Genomic DNA, 22,774 nt, shown 5'->3' with positions numbered 1-22,774 from the left:
GAATTTTTGTACAAGATTTAGAGGGGGATTCTACAACCTATCCCGTAGCTTCTCCACAAAAAGATAAGCCGCTGGGCAAGTCAGGGTGTTTTTGATTGTTAGATGATTAATCTGATGAATCTTCTTGCGGTCTGTATGAGGGAACTCTCGACAAGCCTTTGGACGGACATCGTAGATCGAGCAGAGATTGTCTCCACCTAAAAAAGGACAAGGCATGGCTTTGAAGACCTTGTCACCGTCTTCGTCTACCTGCAGAAATTCCTCTTCAAAAGCCGGCAGCTTCATCTTGAAATACTTGGCAATACGGACAATGTCTGCTTCCTTAAAGTCTGGTCCCAGAGTCTTACAGCAATTAGCGCAGGCTGTACAGTCAATCTCCTCAAAGACCTCATCATGGATTTGCTGGGCAATCTTATCTAGGTTTTTTGGTGGCTTTTTCTTGAGACTGGCTAAAAATTTTCGATGCTCTTTCTGCTTCTGCAAAGCTAGCTGATGGTACTTTTCAAGGTCGATTTCTTGGGTCATATATTTTTCTTTCTGTATTCAAATTGCTTTTATTATATCATAAAATGAGCCCTCTTAAATCTTATCAAACTCAAAGAATATTAGATATCCCATCTAACAAAAAAATCTGAGAACGAGTCCCAGATTTGCTTTTTATGAACTTAGAGAGCACTCATCAAATGCTGTCGCTAAATGCTTTTTCCACCGTCCTTGCTGACGCTCCAAGTTTCTTCGATATAGGGGATAAATTCATACAGAGTGTCTTCATCGCCTTCAAAGGACATCATATAGACCTTATCGCCTTGTTTGAAGACCCAAACCGTTAGGTTTTGAGTGGATTTTAAAACAACATTAATCTGAAAGGCTTCATTTCCAGCTACGGTACTCTTTGCTCCCCAAAAATCATCGACTTCCTTATTATCCTTCCAGTGATAAGCAATACGTTGGGCAATGGTTTCAGCGTTGAATTCTTCACCTTCTCCGATATTGGCTTTTTCTTTTGTATAAGCGTTCATCGTGACAATATTATAGCCACTTCCATCCGTATACTGGACGCTATCGCCACCATCTACGTCTGTAAACTTAATCCAATTATCAGGAATACTGATATAGCCATAATCATCAGAGCCAACCCGCTGCGTACCAGTAGTCTTTGACGAATCTTTTTCTTTACGACTGCTACTACTTGTATCGCTGTCATCTCTCAGGGAAACTCGACTGGAAGAATCAGATGCTTTCCGACTGCTATAACTCTTAATAAGGCTACAAGAGGACAGGGAGAGGCCGGCTAAGATTATCAGGGAGAGCAGAAAGTACTTCTTTTTCATGGTCATTCCTTCCTAAATCTAATAAATTTTACTAATACTAGTTTACCATATTTTTAGGACGAAAGGAAAGAGAGACATTGTCGCATCCGATTTCTTTTCCGTTTATAGGACTATGCTTTTTTAGCAGCCTTATTCCACTGGTACCATCCGACTAAGCTGTTGATTAAATAGATCAAATATTTCCCTTGAATCTGAAGACTCTCACCCCACCAGAGGTAAATAGAAAAAATATTGGTCGCTGCCCAGAAAATCCACTGTTCACGATAAACAGCCGTCATCAAGATTTGCCCTACACCATTTGTCGCATCTGTGATTGAATCACGATAAGGACGATTAGCCCCCACAGATTGGTAAATCAAGCCAAAGACCAACCACCAAAGCACACTAAGCGATAGATATTTTGTCCATCCTTTGGCATCTAGCTTACGAGCAACAAACTCTTGCTTTTCTTTTTTGAACTGGCCTTGGTAAATCCACACCAATAGCCCAATCGGCTGCATGATGGTAAAGTAAAGAGTCGTCAGGACCTCTCCATAAAAGCCTTTCTGCAAAGCCAAAATCAAGTAAATCACAGAATTAATCAAACCAAAGAGGTAATTGCTAGCCCGTCCTTCAGAAACGAAGATTACACAGATAATCCCAGTCAGACTGCAAATCATCCCCGTCCAATCCACGATGCGATGTTCATATATCAGCTCCAACCAAAGCGGAAAACTCCCTAGAATCAAGAGATAAACCCATTGACCTAGACTGCGATGAGCAAACAAATCGTCCCAGATAAGTTTCAAGGTACCAGAAAAGCCGAGCTTCTTCATACTAGTCACCATTCGTTTATAGCCACCAGACATTTCAGAAAGCGTCAGCTTCATGTTTGCGATTTTCTTTTGGATATAAGTATTCATTCTTTCTCCTTTTGTTTTTTAAGAGCCGTGTCAAATTGACTTACGGATGCAACGCTCTATTATTTTCGAACACGCACAAATTTTACTTATACATTGTTCACACTTTATCATATTCCTATTTCAGAAAATGTCAAGTAAAATCAAAAAAAGATTTTCTAACGTTCGGATTTCAAGAAAAGACCTACAAATTTTTGTAAGTCTTTTTGATTGGATTTGATAGTAGTCGAACGTTTTTTGATTAGTTACAATCTTTTTGTGAAGCATAATTAGCTTCTACACTGAAAAAACAAGAGTCTTAATAAATAGGCCTCTTGTTTTTTTAAACTATTATTCGCTGACTGCTCCCTTGCTATCAAGACTCCAAGTATCTTTCATGTTTGTAATGAAATCATCAAGAGTTTCTTCGTCGCCTTCAAAGGATAGTATATAGACTTTGTCATCTTTTTGGAAAACCAATGTATTAGCAAGTTGTCCTGATTTCAGAATGATGTTTATTTGAAAGGCTTCTATTCCTGAGACAGTACTTTTAGAGCCCCACATCTTCTCAATATTATCTTTTTGACTCCAATTATAGGCTACATGTTGAGCAATTGTTTCTGCATTGAAAGTCTCACCATCTGCTACTTCAGCTTCTGCCTTAGAAACAGCATTCATGGTAACGATATTATAAGCAGAGCCGTCGGTATATTGGATAAGTCCCTCAACCTCTGCATCAAAAAATTTAATCCATTTACTTGGGATATCGATATAACCAAACTCTGGAGAACCAACACGTTTTGTTTCTTGATTGGTTTTGCTCTTGCTTTTTTTAGAAGAAGAATTTGAAGAATTCTTTTTCACTTGTGCACTGGAACTAGTCGAAGAACTAGATTGACCAGGCTTTTGTCCAGAATTGGCACACGATGCAAGAGTAAGTGAAGTTAATACCAGAACTGCTCCAAGCAGATACGATCGTTTCATGATTTTCTCCTTTTGGGATATATTACCTAGAGATATAAAGCTTTATTCCTCATCCATACTCAGGACACTGAGGAAGGCTTCTTGTGGGACTTCGACAGATCCGATAGCTTTCATCCGTTTTTTACCGGCTTTTTGTTTTTCAAGGAGTTTCCGCTTCCGAGAAACATCACCACCGTAACACTTGGCTAAGACATTCTTACGCAAGGCCTTGATGTCTGTCCGAGCCACGATTTTCTGTCCGATAGCGGCTTGAATAGGTACTTCAAACTGCTGACGAGGAATGATTTTCTTGAGCTTGTCCACAATCAGCTTACCACGCTCATAGGCAAATTCCTTGTGAACGATAAAGCTGAGAGCATCAACCTTGTCGCCATTAAGGAGAATATCCATCTTCACCAGCTTGGACGAGCGATACTCGGAGATTTCGTAGTCAAAGCTAGCATAGCCACGAGTAGAGGACTTGAGCTTATCAAAGAAGTCAAAGACGATTTCAGCAAGCGGGATCTGATAGATGACATTGACCCGATTATCATCGATATAGTCCATGGTCACAAAGTCACCACGCTTGCGCTGAGCCAACTCCATCACCGCTCCGACAAATTCCTGGGGCACCATAATCTGCGCCTTGACATAAGGCTCCTCAATGGAATCAATCTTGGTTGGGTCTGGAAACTCGCTCGGATTGGACACATCAAGGGAAGCACCATCCGTCATATTGACCTTATAGATAACGGACGGCGCCGTCATGATCAGATCAATATTAAACTCACGCTCCAAACGCTCCTGAATGACGTCCATGTGCAGCAAGCCCAGGAAACCACAACGGAAACCAAATCCTAGCGCCTGCGATGTTTCTGGCTCAAACTGCAGACTGGCGTCGTTTAACTGGAGCTTTTCAAGCGCCTCACGCAGGTCATTGTATTTATTGGACTCAATCGGATAGAGACCAGCGAAGACCATCGGGTTCATCTGCTTGTAGCCAGCTAGTGGCTCTGCAGCTGGATTATCCGCCAAGGTCACTGTATCCCCGACCCGGGTATCCTGTACCGTCTTGATAGAGGCTGCGATATATCCAACATCCCCTGTCGCTAGGAAATCGCGTCCAATGGCCTTGGGAGTAAAGATGCCAACCTCTGTTACATCAAAGGTCTTGCCATTGCTCATGAGCTGAATGGTATCTCCCGGCTTGACCACACCGTCCATCACCCGCACTTGCAGGATTACCCCACGATAGGCATCATAGACTGAGTCAAAAATCAAGGCTTTGAGTGGTGCTTCAACATTTCCAGTAGGTGCTGGAACTTTTTCCACAATCTGCTCTAAAATTTCCTCAATTCCGATGCCAGCCTTGGCAGAAGCCAACACGGCTTCGCTTGCATCCAACCCAATCACGTCTTCAATCTCTGCCCGCACCCGCTCTGGATCCGCGGCTGGCAGGTCAATTTTATTAATGACTGGCAGGATTTCCAAGTCATTGTCCAGCGCTAGATAAACATTAGCTAAGGTCTGAGCCTCAATCCCCTGAGCCGCATCTACGACCAAAATAGCCCCTTCACAGGCAGCTAACGACCGCGATACCTCATAGGTAAAGTCCACGTGTCCTGGCGTGTCAATCAAGTGGAAGATATAGGTTTCGCCGTCCTTGGCAGTATAATTAAGCTCGATAGCATTGAGCTTAATGGTGATACCGCGCTCCCGCTCCAAGTCCATGCTGTCTAAAAGTTGGGCCTGCATTTCCCGGCTGGAAACCGTCTCCGTCGCCTCCAAAATCCGGTCAGCTAAGGTTGATTTTCCGTGGTCAATGTGGGCAATGATGGAGAAATTGCGGATCTTCTCCTGACGTTTTTTCAAATCTTCTAAATTCATTTTTCTCATCCTTTTAGGGTATTCTATTTATTATAACACAAGACCAGTGATTTTTCCTATAGACTCGGACTTTCTCTATAAATTATGCTATACTAGTCAGAGAATAATTTTGGAGACACTTTATGATTAAAATTCTTGCACTTGATATGGACGGCACCTTGCTCAATAGCAAAAAAGAAATTCCCCAGGCTCACATCGAAGCTCTGCACCGAGCAATTGAGAAAGGTGTCAAATTGGTTCTCTGCACAGGCCGTCCCTTGATTGGCGTCAAGCCTTATTATGACAAGCTGGGCCTTGCACAAGAAAACGAATATGTCATCGTGGACAATGGCTGCGCTACACATCAGACCAGCGACTGGAGTTTGGTGGACTGGCAAGAGCTGAGCGGTCAGGATATTCGCTATCTCTACAGCCTGTCTGAAAATAGCCCTGTCCAGCTGACTCTCTTTGATGAGGAGCATTATTTCGTCGTCGGAGAAAAAGCCAGTTCCTATGTCGTGAATGATGCTAGCCTAGTATTCACCACTCCAACCGAGATTAGTCTGGAAGAGGCTTGCAGCGGTAAACACAGAATGTTTCAAGCTATGTTTTTAGGCAGCCAAGAGCAGGTAGATGCTTTTGAAGCCGACTTTGGCCAAGAAATCTGCCAGCGTTTCAGCGGTGTTCGCTCCCAGCCAGTCATTTACGAGGCCATGCCGTCCGGTGTGACAAAAGCCTTTGCCCTAGAGCGATTGGCTAAACAATTGGACGTCAATCCTCAGGAAATCATGGCAATCGGAGATGCTAACAACGACATCGAAATGCTGGAATATGCTGGCCTCGGTGTTGCCATGGGCAATGCTTCAGACCATGTCAAAAGCCTAGCCGATGCCGTCACAGACAGCTGCGAGGAAAATGGGGTCGCTACAGCTATCGAGAAGTATATTTTGAATTCGTAAAAGTATAAATCCCCAGAAGTGAAACTTCTGAGGATTTTGTTTTCAGTCTAAGAATTAGCCTGCTTTGAGGCTGATTTTTTTCTTTATTTAATAACAGCAAAACCAGCCGTCCAGTTGATTTTCTCACGTACGGCAAGTGTTATTTGCAAGAAACCCATTGCCTCTAATTCACGGGCACGTTTGAGGCCACCCGCATCAATCGTATCTAAGCCACCTTCTTGGATATATCCAGCAAGAATTTTCTTTGCTTCTTGGTCATCCGATGCCAATTGAACAGTTGTTTTTTCTTTACCAGCGACTTGTTTCGAAGCAATTGTCGTCGCAAAATTTGTGTTAAAAGCTTTGACCACTCGAGCTTCAGGAATTAATTTAGCAATTTCTTCTGCTGCTGAACTCCCAGCCGGTGTAAGCAATTCATCCATATTCTCAAAGTTTACAGGGTTAGAAATATCTACTAAGATTTTTCCAGCGAGCGCTGCTTTATTAGCTTCAAGAATGCTTGCAATTGCGGCGTATGGAACAGCCAATACAACAATATCACCCGCACGTTTTGTAAGACCTTCTTTACCTACAAAATCAACTTCATGTCCACCTGAAGTGAACACACTTGCGATTGCTTGTCCCATATTTCCTTGTCCAAAAATTGTAATGTTTGCCATATTATATTCCTCCTTTTAAGTTACAAATTTATATTGTAACATTTTTTGTTACATCTAGAATTATAACACATGGTATTGTAATGTCAATAATTACAACTCAGAAATTTAAAAAAATTTCTAGTTCCTAAAAGTCACTGGTATTTTATCACAAAAAACATATAAAAAAGGAAGAGCACTATATCTTCCTTTTTGTTGTTATATAACCTTAACACTATGCCGTCTTGGCTCTTGGAAATCAGACAATATCTATCCCCTTCTCTTTGAGATTTTCCAGGCATTCTTGCAGATAGGATGCGTCATGCTCCGGATAAATGGGATGTTCGAGCTCCTCAGCTTGCAACTCCTGGTAGGGTGGGCAGGTCTTGCCACGGTAATCCTTGTCCAGCCAAAGGCTGTCTGGCTGATAGCCCCGCTTCTGCATCTCCTCCATAATCAAGAGATGATAAGCATAGAGACAATAAGGACTGTGCTCAAAAACATAGTTGACCGTCGCATGCGGCTTACCCCACCCTCGTCCACGTAAGGCTGCGCACTCTCGGTGCTGGCCTAAAAGCTGCTGGCGCGGAAGTCTTTCAATCAAATCTTGGTGCCAAAGTCTCACATTTTCTCCTTCTAGAATAATCTTATAAAGTCATCAACGAATATGAACAATCAACTCTTGGGCAGTTTTCCAGCTTTCTCCAGCATTTTCTTGACAAAATACGGCATCTTAACATTCTCGCGCCCCTTTTTCTCAATCAGCTTCTTGACGAAATCTGGCATTTTCAGCTCTGCATCCTCTGCAAGAATCTGGCTGCTCTCCTCCGACGGCTGTAATTCATCGAAGGTCTCTTCTTCTGGAAAACATTCTTTGAAGGGTTCATGCTCATGGCGGCGGATAGTTAGAATCAGGGCGTCAATTAAACGGTCGTCTGCATTGGGCATAGGCGGTCTATGATAAGCAACACCCAAATCTTCGCAAAGTTCCTTACACTCCACGTCATTGTCAAAAAGGACCTCTATATGCTCACTGATAAAACTAATCGGCACAAAAATATAATGCTGCGGATGTGTTTCTTGCTGGCGCATGTAGTCCAGCACGTCAGGCTTGATCCAAGGGAGTCCAATGTCACTCTCACTTTGCCAAACATTGAGATAATCCTCTTCTGTCAGACCTAATCTTTCAGCAATCAAGCGGGCATTGTCATAAATCTGATCAATGTAAGGATCTCCGAAATCCAAGGCCAGAATAGGCACACTGTGGGCTGAAAAGAAAATCTTGAAGGTCTCTTCTCCAACCTCTTCTGTAAGAATCTTTCTCAGCTCCTCTGCCCAATAACCAAGAATAGCTTCTTCCTGATACCATTCCTTAATGATATTAAAGCGGATGGAGTCACTCTGGATAAACTTCTCATAACCCATGACAGAATAGTAAGAAAAATGAGGCTCTAGAATCAAACAGATACATTCCTCAATACCATCCTCTTCCATCTGCTTAATCACATCAGGGATAAAAGGACGTGAGAATTTATTGGCAAAATAAACCGCATACTCGCCAGAGAAACGCTGACGAACCTTTTCCACCTCTTCTAGACTGATACGCTGCAGAGGCGTTCCGCCAATGAGGACATAGTTATCATAGAGGGTCTGAATCTCATGGTCTTGCGGCCGGACACCGCGGCGAATATTGGTAAAAAATTCAGCCACTCCCTCAAAGCTAATCTCCTCTGGCGAGCCAAAAGTCATCATTAGAATTGCTTTCTTCATTATCTTTCCTCTTCAGTCACTCAGAGAAAGCCAAGCTGACTTTCCGATGACTTTTTTGTAATCACTTTCATTTTAACATCTTAAAAAAGACTTGAATAGACCAAAAAACCTATTCCTTAAAAAGAATAGGGAAATTTAATAATTCAGATATTTTAATGTTGGAGATATGCTTTAATAGTTTGTTGAATTCTCCAGTTATAAATCAAGCTTGAGCAGGCGCCCCAGCTCCTGATAGAGAATCTCTGTAGGCTGATATTCTTTACTTTTCTGGGCAAGGATTTTCAACTGAGACCAGTCCGTGCGATTCGTCAATTCCTTAAAAATGCGCAGCACTTCTGCATCGGTCTTTCTGCGAGCTACCAGCCCTACTTGGGCTAGCTCAGCACGAACGGCATTGTCAAATTGGTCATAATCCTGCGGCAAAATGAGACTGGGAATCTCCTGCTCAATACAGGCCATCATGATACCTGTCCCTGCATGGTGAATTGCAAAATCTATCTTATCCAGAATATCTGTATAGGGCAGATAGTCAAAGAGCAGCAGGTTTTCCGCCAGTCTGTGCGGAGGATTCTCCAAGCCACTAGCTTCTCCCAAGGTGACGTAAAAGAGGTAATCTGGGTAGAGCTGACTCAGCTTTTTCGCTCTTTCCACCATTCGCTCCTTCTCCCATTTCAAATGCGTACCGCAAGTCACTAAAACCCGCTTCTTATCAGTCTCAAAATAAGACTCATGATCTGTAGGCAGACGATCAAAGGACAGGCATTTGTAGCCAACCCAGCGAAGATGCTTAGGAAAATCATCTCGAAACTCCAGCTCTTTCATGCCCAAAGCCAAGATAGAGTAAGGCGAGTAAATAGCTTCTGTGCCGTCTTCCCTATAGAGTTTAAAATCTTGATAGTCTCCCAAACTCTTCCGAACTAAAGCAAAGGCCATTTTCTTTCCACAGCGAATAACTTGCCTGCCTAAAGCATCTCTGAATTTGTACAAGACACCCTGATGAGGTTTCCAGCCCCCTAAATAGGTCGGAGTTGTCGTCCGGCACTCAATAGCAACCGGACTCGGAATCGTGGTTACCCATGGGATACCAAAGCGATCAGAAATCAGACCTGCTGGTGAAGCAACAAAATCCGCTATGACCAAATCCGGTTTACCGCCCTCTTGCCAAATTCGATTTAATTCGTTTATAACCTCTGGAATTAGTCTAGAATTGGCTCGAAACTGCTGATAGGTAATTAGAGGATTGCTTTGCTGCGGAGTATTGGCGATGTCTTCCATCACTGTCGGTCTTTCTGGAAAGAGGGCCAGACAATCAAAACCAATTTCCTCTACTAGCTCTTTCTTTTGGCAGCCAGTGATGACCCGAATCCGAAAACGCGGATCCGTCAGCAGAGGCTTAACTAAGGTCAAAGTAGGCAGTAGGTGGCCACTAAATGGCACACTAATCACATCAATCTTTATCACTTTTTCTAATCCAGTCATGAACTAATCCTTTCACATCTTCCCAGTATTCATAATCAAAATGGTTGCTATCCACCATCACATCAGCTGGATGGCTATCTAGAAATCTGCTGTAAATATCCTTCTTTCCCTTAATGACCAGCAAGTCAATATCCTTACGATTTAGGAGTCTCCGCGAAACAGGCCCCAGCGCAATCACTCTCAGTCTGATTGGCAGATTTTCCTCACCCAAGCCCTCCAGCCACTGGGTCAGCATATTGAGCCCCGAGCTCTTGCAGATAATGACAGCCTCCTCAGCATCTAGTAAAGGAGACAAATGTCGCTGCAAAGCCTCCTGAAAGCGAGAATTGTAGAGAGTATGCCAATAGTAACGGATATTGGAAATGGAAGCTGTCAACAAAGAAACTTGGGTTTGTCGCTCATGTTCAAATCTCTGATTAAACGGAAAATTACTGGGCACTACTGAAAAATCCGATGGACAAATCTGCTCAAGAAACTCAAGCTGGCCTGCAGTCAGACTAGCGCATTCCAAATGACTGCTGCCACTGAGAAAAAGCAAGACCTTGCTAGATTTCAACATGGTTTGGTCTGGCGACAGAGCATCCAACTTATCCAAGTACTGCTTCATCTTACTCATAGCGGATTTTCCCATCCGTCACTCGAATCTTCCTTCCCCGCCAGTTAATCACCCGCGGACTGAGCAAGACATAGAGGAAAAGCCAAGGCAAGAGTAAATCATTCAGGACTTCGTAAAAGACCTCATCAGGATGCGGCCGACCGGATAGAATGTGACGACGATAAGCCAGCATCCAAACCGCCTTGATCAAGAGTAAAAGCAAAGCCAGCAGCATAAAAGGCCAGCCAAGAAAGAAACTAATGAGCAAGGCAGGAAGGGGCAGGAAACTAGGAAGAACAATTAAAATAATAACCTTCCAGTCCAAGTGCTTCTTCAGATAGATAGAGCTAAAAAGCAGCCAACGCTTCATCTGCAGCAGATATTGCTTGGCATCTTTGATAGTAGTCCGAACATTACAGGTCACCCGCGTCTGGATAATCTCCACTCCCTTGCTGCGCAGAAAATCCGCTACAGCCAAATCATCACACAAATAATCTTTTATAGCACTGAAGAGCTTCTGCTCCCTAGCCAGTTCAAGTGGCAGGATGTAGAACATTCCATTAATCGAGTGATTTGCTTTGACTTCTGCCATGGTAAAATAGGTAATGAAAGAATTTCCATTGACAAAAGCTGCCACTAGCTTGGACCAGAAATTACTTCGCTCCTGATTATAGGGAATACCGGTCAAAATAACATTCTCACCTAGATGAGCTGTCAATTCTCCCATTTTTGAAAAATCAATGACGCTGTCGTCGTCGAGAACAATCAAATAAGGTCGAGTCAGCTCATCTATAATCTGCTCAATCTTATAACTCTTAGGATTAATCCCCTGGGGGACATCCTCCATGAGAAAAATGCGAATGCGCTGGGCATAAGAAGGATTTTGACAAATCTTGTCAGCCACTCGCTGCGCCTCTGGGTCAGACTGATCAATTAGCCAGTAAAACTCAACTGCTTCAGTCTGTTGGAGATTGGCTAATAAATCATTTTCCAAACGAGGATCACCAGATAGGATGGGCTGGACCACCGTATAAAGCTCCTCTTGAAAGTCCGATGAAGAGCTCTGCCCTTTTTTCAAATAAGCCAAAGACAAGAGCCAACGCAAGATAAAGAGAAGCAAATAGGCAGCAGCCAGCAGGGAAAAAATATGTTTCATGATTAAAGCCCCTTTCGTAGATAAGCGCCAATCAAACGGATAATCCATCTTTGTGGAAGTAGCTTCATGAGCCAAGCCAGTAGTCGATATCTCTTGCCCGCTATAGCATAGGAACGGCCTTGCTGGAGCAGTCCGATGATGCGTCGTGCTGCTATCTCCGGGCTCATCTGCAACTGACGACCACCTAAAGCATACTGCAGCTCTGGAGGAAAGATGGCAGTCCGAACCGGTCCCAGTATATAAAGACAAACTGTCATTTGAGAGCCTTTGAGGCGCAGCTCTTCTTGCAAGGCTAGACAGTAGGTCTGCAAAGCGGCCTTACTGGAGCTGTAAGCTGCCAAATAAGGATGGGGACAAAGCGCTGCCAGAGAGGAAAGTTGGACAAGTCTTATCTTGCGATTGCGCTCCGCAACTTGCTTGATCAGTCGAATCGGCGCTTGGTAATTGACCTGCCAGAGGGCCTTTTCATCTGCTTCCGAAAGAGATAGTGCTTGACCAAAACTAGCAAGACCGCAGCAATTAATCAGTAGATCTGCCTCTAGCTGCTGAGCAAAATCGTCCACAGCAGCCGCATCCAGCAAATCCAAAACTCTGCAGGAAAGCTTGGCCTGAACCCCAGACAAGTCCTCTTGCAACTGAGTGAGCTTAGCTTCATCTCTGCCAACCAAGACCAGCTGGTCTGTCCTTTGAGCCAGTTCTCTAGCCAACTGACGACCTATACCTCCCGAAGCCCCCAAAATCACAGCTTTGCTGATTGTTTTTTCCATTTGCATAGATATAGTTTACCAGATTTTGACAAGATATAAAACTAATTGCTAGATTTTGCCTTTGCCCTCAAGAAACGAAAAACATTTCTCACTCTCCCCTGAATATGCTAAAATAGATTTAAATGAAATGAAAAAGGAGCATTTATGAAATATCCTAATCTTTTAGAGCGTTTCCTGACATATGTCAAGGTCAACACGCGCTCAGACGAGACATCTACTACTACACCCAGCACCCAGAGTCAGGTGGACTTTGCCAACAATGTCCTCATCCCTGAGATGAAGAGGGTTGGCTTGGAAAATGTCTACTACCTGCCCAACGGATTTGCGATTGGAACTCTGCCAGCCAACGACCCTAGCTTTACCCGCAAGATTGGCTTTATTTCCCATATGGATACGGCAGACTTCAACGCAGAGAACATCCAGCCACAGGTCATTGAAAATTATGACGGCGGTGTGATTCCGCTAGGGCAATCCGGCTTTAACCTAGATCCTGCGGACTTTTCCAGTCTCCATAAATACAAGGGTCAAACCTTAATTACGACTGACGGAACAACTCTTTTGGGAGCAGATGACAAGTCAGGTATTGCTGAAATCATGACTGCTATTGAATATCTGTCTGCCCATCCAGAAATCAAGCATGGAGAAATTCGAGTTGGCTTTGGACCAGATGAGGAAATCGGCGTCGGTGCTGATAAGTTTGACGCTGAGGACTTCGATGTGGACTTTGCCTACACAGTGGACGGCGGACCACTAGGGGAACTCCAGTACGAAACCTTTAGCGCTGCTGGAGCAGAACTGACCTTCCAAGGCCGCAATGTCCATCCGGGAACTGCTAAAGACCAGATGGTCAATGCTCTCCAGCTGGCTATTGACTTCCACAATCAGCTGCCAGAAGCCGACCGACCAGAGAAGACCGAGGGCTACCAAGGCTTCTACCACCTGATGAACCTGACTGGTACAGTCGAAGAGGCTCAAGCTAGCTACATTATCCGCGACTTTGAGACAGAGGCTTTTGAAAATCGCAAAGCTGCTATGCAGGCTATTTCTGAAAAGATGAACCAAGAGCTAGGCAGCGAGCGCGTCATCTTGACCCTCAAAGACCAGTATTACAACATGAAGCAGGTCATTGAAAAAGACATGACACCTATCCATATCGCCAAGGCAGTCATGGAAAGTCTGGACATCCAGCCTATTATTGAGCCTATCCGTGGAGGAACAGACGGCTCTAAAATTTCCTTTATGGGCATCCCGACACCTAACCTCTTTGCCGGTGGCGAGAACATGCACGGCCGCTTCGAATATGTCAGCCTAGAAACCATGGAACGCGCTGTCGATACCATCATCGGCATTGTTTCCTATCAAGAGTAAAAAACAAAACCACAGAAGTTCGCGAAGAATTTCTGTGGTTTTTTCTCACTCCGGCAATTCTACCTTCAAACTCATATCTGTGGGTTGCAATACTTTCTGAACAGCAGCGAGAAAGGCCAAACCGTTGTCAGATGGAGAATACTGGAATGTGATATGGATGACTTTTTTGTCAAACTTATCACTATATCGCTCCACATACTGCTTGCTTTCAAGGAAGTAGATATAGTTATTGAGTTTTTCCTGCAGAATTTCCAGATGGACTGCCTCTATTTCTTCCTGCCAGTCAACTGGATCCACTAGAAGAAGCTCCAAATGATTATCAACTGTACCAATAGCGTCAAGTTCAGTTGGCTTGAGTTCTGAAGAGATGGCTTGAGTGGCGAGTTGTCTAAATTCTTCAGGAGAAAATATTTTTTTATTATCAGATAAATCATTAAAAATTAAATCGGGATTATTTCGTATAAAGATTTTGTCCGACTCTTCTTGTGTAAATTGCTTTTTAGATTTCCAAAAACCATACTGCGTATAATTCATCAACTCTTTGCCAGTATGTTCTCCCGACATGTAACTATCTGCAGCTTCTTTGGGAATTTCTCTAATCACTTCTGGATAAGTAATATTAAAAGTTGGGTAACGCAAGAAATACTTATCACCATCTTGACAGATTTCCAACATGTCTTTTTGACTTACATAAATTGATTCCACTCTTATCTCCTTTGTCGTTTACCAAATATCTACTAATTGTTTATTCCCTATTTATTGGCTGTTCTTATGATGTAGTCCAGCTTACTATAAAGGCCAGTGCCCTGTTTCAGCATAAATCATAACTTCATATGCTCCTCTAGAGGATTCAAATGCTTTATCCATCAGTTCTTTAGTAATAGGATAGCGAACTTCTGGACCCATAGCCCCGCCAATTTCTTTAAAGAAGCTAATTTCGTAATAGCCGTCTGTCTCATATACAATAAATCCGTTACCTCTATGTACAATCGTATCCGATTGATTATAGTCTTCTAACTCATCTGCTTTAGGCCAGCGATGATGTTCACAATAAAACATTACTTCTAAAGAATCTTTTTCTGATTTTGAAACACATTCTGCTAATTCTTGACTAATGGGAAAGTTAAGCACTTCTTTCCCTCTACTCCACAAAATCTGATAATCATTGTTGTTTTTTAATATCGTACAATTTTTGTATTGTTGAATTTCTGTTGTCATATAAACACCTATTCAAATACCTTTATTATTAGTTAAATTAAAATACTCTAAACTTCAGCCCTTTCCGCAATCAAATCGTAAGGGAAATAGTGAATACCTTCCAACTCCTTGTAATCCAATCCCTTGATTTTGCAGATAGCACCTGATTCAAAAGACCAATAACCTACATGATTTTTGACATTCTGCTTATGCAAATCATACCATCCTGTATCTCTGCTCCCTTGATACCATTTCTTAGTCAAATATTCTTGCAACAGTTTAAGTGTCTGTTCAGAATTCTCTTCTTCAATAATTTTCCTAGTAAAGCCATAGGGTCTTGGAAAATTATAATTAATCCGAATCTTCCAAGCTGGATGACGATATTGAATCAGGTAGTCAATCAAATAATCCTCTGGATCATCCTTTTTTACCAAATCAACTAACTGGTTAAAAATCTCTTCATCAACCTCTAACAAGATACCAATAGAAAGCGCCCATACCATTTGTTCATATCCACATTCCTTATGCCAAACTGGAACTAAACAAGCCACAAATGAGATATATTCCTCTTTAAAATCTGACAAAGAAGCCCCACTAGAATAAGTTGCAAATAAAATATCTCTCTGATAAGACAATATAGTCGCTAAAGTTGAATGATACACTTCTATTGTTGGCTTCTTATAGTTTTCGATTCCATTATCTAAATCAATTTGAAGTTTTATTAATTTCTCTTGAAAATACTGCAATGCCTCTTTATTTGACATTAGGCCATCTTTATAATTCTTTTCTGTACTTAAAGTATCTCGTATTGCCATTTTATATCTCCTTTATTAAGGCCAAACAACCTTTATTTCATTTTACCCCTCTTCTGTCGGAAGATGATCTAGATTTATTGGTTTAGGATTTAAACGTTTCAATACTAATTCATAGAAAAAATTATTATTTAACCTATCAGGTGAACTTAAAGTAAAGCTATTCATAATTAATAAGGGAATAAATTCTGAACCAATTGTATTATAACCCGTCAAATACTCTAACCCATAATTTAAGTTTTTCGGATTTTCAGCACCAACTGTCCAGTAGGCTCCTTTGGCTTGTAAGCGAAAAACCTCACCAAGGTAAACCCAGCTATTAAAGAAATCGTCAATATTTTCAGGATCATTTTTGACATCGTTCTCTCGAACGAATTGAGCCAAATCCTTCAAGCTTTCTATACTCATATCTAGATGATAACCTTGCTTACTAGCTTTTTGCTTTATTGAATCCAAGGTATCATCAATGTAAAACATAAATTCCTCAAAATTTTCCTGAATTTTTTCTTTATTTAATACCATGTGGCCTACCTTTTTTACTTTCGATTTAATTGTGATATAGCGAATAACTTTATCAAAAAGAATATTATTTAAAGTAGTAAAATCGTTTCAATCATTCTTATTTCCCCTGAAAATCTTCCAACAAGGGAAGTAATTCTGCTCTCCAAGGAAAAATTTTTGTCAACTCTAAACAAGAAGGTACACCAGAGCGTTCATCTACATATGCTCCAGCGTTTAAAAGAACTTTGTATAAAGGAAGTAACTCCTCAGATGAAGCTTTTAATGTCGCAATTGCATATGATAGAGGCGTTCCACCGTGAGAATCCTTCAAATTCACATCTGCTCCATTCTTTATAAATAATTCTGCTTCCTGTAAGAGGTATTGGGGATCAGCAGACCAATTTGCTTTTGCAGATCCTAATAGTAAATGAAGGGCGGTGCTCTTAGTTTTTGATTGATGGTTCACATCAATTCCTTGATGAATCAGATGTTCTGCGATTTGCATTCTATTGCCACAATTACTAGATTCCGTAAATAGTAACTCTAGCATGGAAAGATTATCATTTGTAAATTCTTGATGTATTTCTCCATTATAGTATTTCTGAAACGATTTTAAATCTGCATTTCTAATAGACGACTCTAAATCATAAACTCTCATTATTCCTACCTTCTTCATAGTCATTGATAATATCAAGCAGACTACTTCTCCAAGAATATTCTTCCGTATAGTCTAGGCACGATTTACCAGATTTGTTTTTTAACTTATAATCCGAACCAGCCTCTAGTAAAAGCTTATATAGAGGTTCTAACTCTTCCGTTGCTAATTTTAATAATGTTACTGAGTAAGCCATCGGAATAGAACCAAATTTGTCAACTGCATTTACATCAATTCCCGCCTCAATGAGTAATTTCACTACTTCGTATGCATACGCTATTTTAGGCCGCCAATTAGCTTGGAAGAAATAATGAAGAGCATTTCTGTTTTCTTTTTTTGACAAAAAATTTACCTCTACCTTCTCAGACAGCAGATATTTAATAATTTTCAATTTCTCTTCCGGTAAATTATCGTTAAGCATAGCCGTACATAACAAATTAAGTTTTGTATATTTATCAATTTGTGTTATGTCTCCATTGTAACTTTCTATAAACTCATTATATGTCCCATCTTGAACAATATCGAAAATATCCATCTTATCTCCTATTCAAACTTATGACTTCTATTAGCAGAAAGTGTTTCTAATCTAAAATGATTTGGATTACATTGGAAGTCCTTTAATCCCTGCAAAGTAATTTCACGATTTTTGTATCTAACAAATCTCATTTAAATCTCAGTCCTAGTATTGTCAAATCTCATTATACCATACAAGAGATGAAGGCCCAAAGAGCATAAAAAGAAAGCAAGAATTCGCTTTCCTTAAATCACTCTGATAAGCATGCACTCATCTTTCTTTATATCCAAAAGAGAGAACCGATTTCATTAAATTTAATTAGTTCATTAATTTTTTCTTCTATAAATATATTATCTCTTCTCATATTCATTTTATATCCTTATTGATTATTTATTCTGATTTTCTTCCTCACGCTGTTTATGTAAATCCTCGAGAAATTCCTTCTGAACTTGCTTTAACATACTACTATTCGGAATTTTACTATTAGTAGAGCTGTCTGCTTTCGAGGAAGATTTATCTTCTGTATTTTGCAGTTCAGACGATTCTTCTAATATCTCTGTTGAGGATTGGGCTGGCTCCTGATTCTCAATGCTATCATATACTTTAGGATCAATGATAATAAATGGCTTTGTCACAACTGGCCTATAAAGCGAAAAGAAAGAAACAATGAGAACAAGCCCCGTGCCAAGAAATATCGAAACAGATTTTAAAAGATTTTCGCCTAAAATCTTTATGTCTTTTCCCTTAATTTTCTTCCAATCAGGATGCTCAGCTTCGATTGCTTTTTTGCGTTGCCAACAAGGAAATAGAAACCCAAAATTAAGTCCAAACATCGTAATTGTAAAAATAGACATAAAACTATGATATGGAGAATGATTTGCAATCATAACAAGCGATAAAACAGCTCCTAAAATCACAAGCAGTATAATGAAGAGCAAGCGAATCTTCGCTTCTTTCTTTAAAATCAAATATTCTTCTTTGTTCATTTTTCTCTCGTTTCTTTTTTATGATTCAAATTTCACTATTTAAATATTTTTAAATTTTTTAGTAATCAATACCTTGACCCAACTTTCAAATTATAAGTTTATATATGTCTACTCTCCACTTTCGTCTTGTCTGACCGACGAAGCATCTGATTGATTGTCTCCTTGACTGTCTCCAGTGCTGGCTGAACTATCTGATTTTGGAAAATCCAAACTATACTCAGTTTCTGTACTAATTGCCGGAAGATCAATATCTACTATTTCCTGATTTTGAACAGGATGATAATAAGCGAAAAAGGCCCAAACCATATAAACAAGAATGGCTGGATATACAATCAGATGTTTTCCCAAAAAATTCCCAGAAGCTTCAGCACCTCTTGTAGGCATTCCTTTCAATTCTGGATACTGATTCTCGTATTGTTTCTTTTTTGTCCAATACGGCCTTGATATAAAAATACCTGCAAACACAACTAAGCCAATTGAAATATTTTCAAAGATTAGATTCCTAGATCCTGAATGAATTAAAATAAAGGATAGAATAGCTCCTATAACGGCCGTTAGCAAAAATATAACGCGGCTATAAATAGCTTCTTTTTTTGCTCTAAGATATTTTTTGATGAGTAAGTCTTTGTCTGTCATGATAATCCTTTCATCTATCAGTCTCTGTTTATTTTAACACAATATCAATCAAATAAGTATAGGGTTGTGAAAATCAAAAACGAATGATGGTTTTTAACTTGGCTTAGTCTTCATCATTCGTTTTATTGTTGTTTTACATCAAAATGTAAGCTTAGCTAATCTGAACAGTTTTCAGCTGGCCGTCAGCTCCTGTAAAGCTGATGCTTCTGGTTGCTGGATTATAGCTGAAAGTCTCTGGGCCGACACCGTAGAGCTGAGAAAGCTCCTGCAATTTCTGGTTGAATGCTTCCTCTGTCATTCCAAAACTCGCTGCTAAGCTTGATTGACCAGTTGGGTTTGCAGCTGTCGAAGCTTCTGCTGGTTTGTCAGATTGGTTTTGAGCTGCTTCTCTAGTGGCAGATTCGGAAGGTAGATTGCCAGTTTGCGCAGTTTCTGGAGCACTGCTGCTTGCTGGCTGACCAGAAGTAGGCTGTTCAGCCTGTGCTTTCAGGAAGCCTTTTTGCACCGCATGGGCATCTGCTGCTTGACGTTCAGCTTCTGACAAGTCTTTCTTGTAGATATAATGCTCGTGATCCAGATGGGCTACCCGATAGCCTTGCTCATCCGCTCCGACCATATCCTGCAGATTAAAGTGATAGTCATCATCTTCCCTATGCTGAGAATCAGACTCGTTTGCCCCCTCAGGATGGACGAGTGACTGCTGGAAGGCCAGGATTTCCTTAAGCAGCTCTTTCTTGTCAGTAGCTCTCTGTCCAAGCTTATCAAAAAGCTGGTCCAGCTGCTGGTATTGCTGCTCACTTCCTTGATTCTTTTCCAAATACTGATGAATAGACATGAGCAGATTATAAAGCTGTTGATAAACTTCCTGATTTTCCGTATTAGCTGGCTCTTCCTTTTGTCCGGCAATGGTCCGGCTCATCTGATCCAAAAGCTTCTGACTGGCTGCCAGCAGAGCTTGCTTATCTGAGCTGCTGCTCTTTAACTCCTTACCTAATTCCAAGATTCTAGCTGCATAGTCTGCCCGGCTGTTTTGGTCCTTTACTTCTCCAAGCAGTTCCTGAGCTTTTCCAAGGAAGACAAGGGCTTGAGCACTCTTCTCACTCTCATCCGAGGTGCCAAAATCATCATAAATACCCTTCAAAAAGTCATAAATCATGGCCTTATAGGTTGGCTGATCGGGCTCTCCCTGATCCAACTCTGTCTTTTCAGAGGACGGAGAAGGCTGACCGCTAGCAAGGGCCGATGCAATCTCTTTCTTAGTCTGATAGAGGGCGGGGAAAAGCTGCTGGAGATTGGTCGCTTCTATAAAAGCTTGAGACTTATAGAGAGTCAAGGTCAGCCCAGCTGCTTTTCTGCGCAGCTCAGGGCTCAAGCGCCCATCCTCTAATGCTTGGTAGAAATAGCGAATATAATCAACCGCTGTGACGCCTGTCCGATCATGATAATCTTCTAAAGCTGATAGTAATTGTCCTAGCTCTGCCATTTCAGCTTGATTCTGGCCGGCATAAGCATTTTGCAGACGCTGCAGCAAGTCAGCTTTCTTCAGCCCATAGCTATCCGTATCAAGCCGGTTCATTCTCTCCAAAAGCCCTTGATAGGTCTTGTCTAGCTCGGTCTCTTGGATTGGCTTGACCGTCTGATCCACATGGATAAACTGCTTATCAAAGTTATCCAGACTGTTCAGATAACCAGCTGTTGAGTTGCTTGGCAGCTTCTTCATGGTTTCCACGAACTGCCCCAAAGCAAGCTCAATCCGCCGCTGCATAAGAGGATCATTAGCATAGAGACGCTGACTGTCCGCTTTTAGCCTTTCTACTTTTTGCAAAATAGCGGCCTCATCATAATCGCCCTGCTCATACTTAGATTGAATCTGAGGCAGACGATTTTTCAAGGCTTCTGCTGCGCCCTTGGACTGGATCTTGATATAGTGATTGTGGTCGCCATGAGGAATGACAAACTGACCATCTTCTACCTGCAGACTGTAAGGCGAAAGACCTGAGCGCAAGGCTGTTGTGTAGAGCTCATTCATGAAGTCCAGCTCTGCATTTCCCGTTACCAGAGGAATGCGGACATGCTCCTTGCGGACAGCATAGGGGTGGATATGAGTCGGATCGTAGGCTTGGTCAGGGTTATTAAAGACAAAGAAGCCATTTGAGATGCGAACCGCTTCCTTGGGCACGCCATAGGTCTGGCAGATATAAGCAATCTTTTCCTCATCGCTGGCATCGCGTGAATAGCGTTCAGCGTCATTGACTGCTGCAGAAGGTTTTGCTGGCTGCTGCTTGGCCAAGACCTGCTCCGCTGCTTGAATCTGTTCAGCAGTCAAGTCTTTCTTGTAAAAATAATGAGCATGGTCTCCGTGCGATACCATGTAGCCTTGTTCGTCCTTACCAATGACAGCCTCCGCATGAAAACCATGGTCGTGTTCAGGCTGTGACGGTAGCTGAGGCTTCAAAGCTTGCAGAGGATTTCCTAGCGGCTCGTAAGTATAGCCAATAGGAATCAAGCGGGCAATCTTCGCTTCTAAGTCCGACAGCTTGTCATAAGGAATGAAATGATGGTGGTCTCCGTGGGGTATAACAACCCCTTTGTCTGTCCGACGGCTGATTTTCAGCGGGTCAAACACCACGCCGTCCCCTTCATGGTAGCGCTGAGACTGAGACAGGGCATAGAGTTGCTGCAGCAGACTTGATATGGATGGCTGAGATGGTTGAGACGGCTGAAGCGGATTGGATGGACTCGGCTGAGTAACCGCTAAGCCAGGACTTGGCTGCTCAATCTTTGAATGATTTGGTAGTTGTGGAGACGGATTTGAGACTGGCCCACCCTGATTGATAGCACTATTTTGATTCCATGTGTTGGAAGAAGTTATTGCCCTGCCGTAGTCAGGCGTATTCACCCTTCCGCCAGCCTGCCTGCTATTCCAGTAGCTCTGAGCCGCAGCCAATTCTGCTGGCGACAAGTCGCTCTTGGGAATATAGTGAAAATGCCCGCCATGTGGCACGATAAATGCATCGCCAGTATCCTCGATGACGTCAGAGGGACTGAACGTATAACCATCATCCGTCCTGTATCCCCCTTGGCCTTGATAAGAAACTCCTGCAAGGTCTGCGGCCGTCTTTCCCGCAGCTAGGGACTTGCTGGGCTGGCTGAAATCGCGAATCCTGCTTGATTTTGTAGTGGAAGATTTGCCGCTATCGCCTTCTTCCTTGGTCTTATGCAGCTTCTTCTGCCGCGCAATCTCATCCACCGAGCGGACATTACTGGTATGCTTGGCATCCTTGAGGTAGAGATAATACTTCCCCTCCACCTTGATGATATAACCATCCTTGACCTCATTGATAATATCTGCTTCCTGCAGCGTGTAGTTAGGATCTCGGATAATCAACTCTTCGCTGATAATGGCATCAAAAGGCACCTTTCCGTCAAAGTAATGATAATGGTCTCCATGAGAAGTGACATAGCCCTGATCTGTGATTTTGACAACGATTTGCTCTGCTTCAATACCTTCCTCATCATTGATTTGGTCAGGTGTCAAATTTTTATCCGTCTTGTCGCCGGAAGTCTTGTCCTCAATATAGGCTACTTTGTTATCTTTGGTCTGAGTTCGAGGCTGAGCTTGCCATTGGATAAGCCCGTAAGTTCCTAGACCAAGAGCTAATACAGCAGCTGAAGCAAGGAAATATTTCTTTTTCATGGTTGTCTT

General features: G+C 42.0%; 24 protein-coding genes. 2 read left to right on the top strand and 22 right to left on the bottom strand.

The annotated features are described in order from the left end of the window. Window positions 1-30: 30 nt before the first annotated feature. The 5 genes from K1I80_RS02435 to lepA all read right to left on the bottom strand — a co-directional run bounded on the left by K1I80_RS02435 (window position 31) and on the right by lepA (window position 5,059). A complete protein-coding gene (locus tag K1I80_RS02435) occupies window positions 31-525 on the bottom strand; it encodes a YkgJ family cysteine cluster protein (RefSeq protein ID WP_002904626.1) in 495 nt (164 codons plus the stop codon). Between the two features lie 167 nt (window positions 526-692). Then, complete coding sequence (locus tag K1I80_RS02430; RefSeq protein ID WP_223313007.1) at window positions 693-1,337, bottom strand: hypothetical protein; 645 nt, start codon at window positions 1,335-1,337, stop codon at window positions 693-695. Window positions 1,338-1,441: 104 nt separating this feature from the next. Beyond that, on the bottom strand, window positions 1,442-2,233 hold the full coding sequence (gene pnuC, locus K1I80_RS02425; protein WP_002895303.1) for a nicotinamide riboside transporter PnuC: 792 nt from the start codon (window positions 2,231-2,233) through the stop codon (window positions 1,442-1,444). A 327-nt stretch (window positions 2,234-2,560) separates the two neighbouring features. Continuing rightward, window positions 2,561-3,193: a hypothetical protein gene (locus K1I80_RS02420; RefSeq protein ID WP_223313008.1), complete on the bottom strand. Its 633-nt coding sequence runs from the start codon at window positions 3,191-3,193 to the stop codon at window positions 2,561-2,563. A 42-nt stretch (window positions 3,194-3,235) separates the two neighbouring features. Then, window positions 3,236-5,059: a translation elongation factor 4 gene (lepA, locus tag K1I80_RS02415; protein WP_032912442.1), complete on the bottom strand. Its 1,824-nt coding sequence runs from the start codon at window positions 5,057-5,059 to the stop codon at window positions 3,236-3,238. Window positions 5,060-5,181: 122 nt separating this feature from the next. Here lepA and K1I80_RS02410 point away from each other — a divergent pair, with 122 nt between their 5' ends. Next, the gene (locus K1I80_RS02410; RefSeq protein ID WP_223313009.1) at window positions 5,182-5,997 is read left to right on the top strand and encodes a Cof-type HAD-IIB family hydrolase; all 816 of its coding nucleotides are present in this window, start codon (window positions 5,182-5,184) and stop codon (window positions 5,995-5,997) included. Window positions 5,998-6,080: 83 nt separating this feature from the next. Here K1I80_RS02410 and K1I80_RS02405 read toward each other — a convergent pair whose 3' ends face one another. The 7 genes from K1I80_RS02405 to K1I80_RS02375 all read right to left on the bottom strand — a co-directional run bounded on the left by K1I80_RS02405 (window position 6,081) and on the right by K1I80_RS02375 (window position 12,405). Further along, window positions 6,081-6,656, bottom strand: coding sequence for an NADPH-dependent F420 reductase (locus K1I80_RS02405; RefSeq protein WP_223313010.1), 576 nt, complete (start codon window positions 6,654-6,656; stop codon window positions 6,081-6,083). Window positions 6,657-6,891: 235 nt separating this feature from the next. Beyond that, window positions 6,892-7,257: a TIGR02328 family protein gene (locus K1I80_RS02400; protein ID WP_223313011.1), complete on the bottom strand. Its 366-nt coding sequence runs from the start codon at window positions 7,255-7,257 to the stop codon at window positions 6,892-6,894. 50 nt (window positions 7,258-7,307) lie between these two features. After that, window positions 7,308-8,402, bottom strand: a complete 1,095-nt coding sequence (gene hemH / locus K1I80_RS02395; protein ID WP_223313012.1) for a ferrochelatase — start codon at window positions 8,400-8,402, stop codon at window positions 7,308-7,310. Window positions 8,403-8,597: 195 nt separating this feature from the next. Further along, window positions 8,598-9,881 carry a glycosyltransferase gene (locus K1I80_RS02390; protein WP_223313013.1) on the bottom strand — a complete coding sequence of 428 codons (1,284 nt, stop codon included), beginning with the start codon at window positions 9,879-9,881 and terminating at the stop codon, window positions 8,598-8,600. Beyond that, on the bottom strand, window positions 9,850-10,497 hold the full coding sequence (locus K1I80_RS02385) for a hypothetical protein (RefSeq protein WP_223313014.1): 648 nt from the start codon (window positions 10,495-10,497) through the stop codon (window positions 9,850-9,852). The genes K1I80_RS02390 and K1I80_RS02385 overlap by 32 nt, the downstream gene beginning before the upstream one ends. Beyond that, window positions 10,490-11,632: a glycosyltransferase gene (locus K1I80_RS02380; RefSeq protein ID WP_223313015.1), complete on the bottom strand. Its 1,143-nt coding sequence runs from the start codon at window positions 11,630-11,632 to the stop codon at window positions 10,490-10,492. Before K1I80_RS02380 ends, K1I80_RS02385 begins: the two co-directional genes overlap by 8 nt. Window positions 11,633-11,634: 2 nt before the next feature. Further along, window positions 11,635-12,405, bottom strand: a complete 771-nt coding sequence (locus tag K1I80_RS02375; protein ID WP_223313016.1) for an SDR family NAD(P)-dependent oxidoreductase — start codon at window positions 12,403-12,405, stop codon at window positions 11,635-11,637. A 138-nt stretch (window positions 12,406-12,543) separates the two neighbouring features. On the opposite strand from K1I80_RS02375, the gene pepT reads away from it, so the two are divergent. Continuing rightward, on the top strand, window positions 12,544-13,767 hold the full coding sequence (gene pepT, locus K1I80_RS02370) for a peptidase T (protein ID WP_223313017.1): 1,224 nt from the start codon (window positions 12,544-12,546) through the stop codon (window positions 13,765-13,767). Window positions 13,768-13,812: 45 nt separating this feature from the next. Here pepT and K1I80_RS02365 read toward each other — a convergent pair whose 3' ends face one another. The 10 genes from K1I80_RS02365 to K1I80_RS02320 form a co-directional block, all read right to left on the bottom strand. After that, on the bottom strand, window positions 13,813-14,472 hold the full coding sequence (locus tag K1I80_RS02365; RefSeq protein WP_223313018.1) for a DUF6572 domain-containing protein: 660 nt from the start codon (window positions 14,470-14,472) through the stop codon (window positions 13,813-13,815). Between the two features lie 84 nt (window positions 14,473-14,556). Then, the gene (locus K1I80_RS02360; protein ID WP_223313019.1) at window positions 14,557-14,985 is read right to left on the bottom strand and encodes a hypothetical protein; all 429 of its coding nucleotides are present in this window, start codon (window positions 14,983-14,985) and stop codon (window positions 14,557-14,559) included. 47 nt (window positions 14,986-15,032) lie between these two features. After that, window positions 15,033-15,779, bottom strand: a complete 747-nt coding sequence (locus K1I80_RS02355; RefSeq protein ID WP_223313020.1) for a PoNe immunity protein domain-containing protein — start codon at window positions 15,777-15,779, stop codon at window positions 15,033-15,035. A 42-nt stretch (window positions 15,780-15,821) separates the two neighbouring features. Beyond that, window positions 15,822-16,298, bottom strand: coding sequence for a hypothetical protein (locus tag K1I80_RS02350; protein WP_223313021.1), 477 nt, complete (start codon window positions 16,296-16,298; stop codon window positions 15,822-15,824). Window positions 16,299-16,395: 97 nt separating this feature from the next. Then, the gene (locus tag K1I80_RS02345) at window positions 16,396-16,935 is read right to left on the bottom strand and encodes an ankyrin repeat domain-containing protein (protein ID WP_223313022.1); all 540 of its coding nucleotides are present in this window, start codon (window positions 16,933-16,935) and stop codon (window positions 16,396-16,398) included. Further along, entirely contained in the window at window positions 16,922-17,467 is a 546-nt protein-coding gene (locus tag K1I80_RS02340; protein ID WP_223313023.1) for an ankyrin repeat domain-containing protein, read from the bottom strand. Before K1I80_RS02340 ends, K1I80_RS02345 begins: the two co-directional genes overlap by 14 nt. 8 nt (window positions 17,468-17,475) lie before the next feature. Continuing rightward, on the bottom strand, window positions 17,476-17,598 hold the full coding sequence (locus tag K1I80_RS02335) for a GH-E family nuclease (protein ID WP_111680930.1): 123 nt from the start codon (window positions 17,596-17,598) through the stop codon (window positions 17,476-17,478). Window positions 17,599-17,832: 234 nt separating this feature from the next. Then, window positions 17,833-18,432: a hypothetical protein gene (locus K1I80_RS02330; protein WP_223313024.1), complete on the bottom strand. Its 600-nt coding sequence runs from the start codon at window positions 18,430-18,432 to the stop codon at window positions 17,833-17,835. 108 nt (window positions 18,433-18,540) lie between these two features. Next, a complete protein-coding gene (locus K1I80_RS02325; protein WP_223313025.1) occupies window positions 18,541-19,068 on the bottom strand; it encodes a hypothetical protein in 528 nt (175 codons plus the stop codon). A gap of 151 nt (window positions 19,069-19,219) precedes the next feature. Beyond that, complete coding sequence (locus K1I80_RS02320) at window positions 19,220-22,765, bottom strand: pneumococcal-type histidine triad protein (protein WP_223313026.1); 3,546 nt, start codon at window positions 22,763-22,765, stop codon at window positions 19,220-19,222. Window positions 22,766-22,774 lie beyond the last annotated feature (9 nt).

It is taken from the genome of Streptococcus sanguinis (assembly GCF_019929225.1).
In the GTDB taxonomy this organism is placed as follows: domain Bacteria; phylum Bacillota; class Bacilli; order Lactobacillales; family Streptococcaceae; genus Streptococcus; species Streptococcus sanguinis_J.
This window is presented reverse-complemented; position numbering and strand designations above follow the sequence as displayed.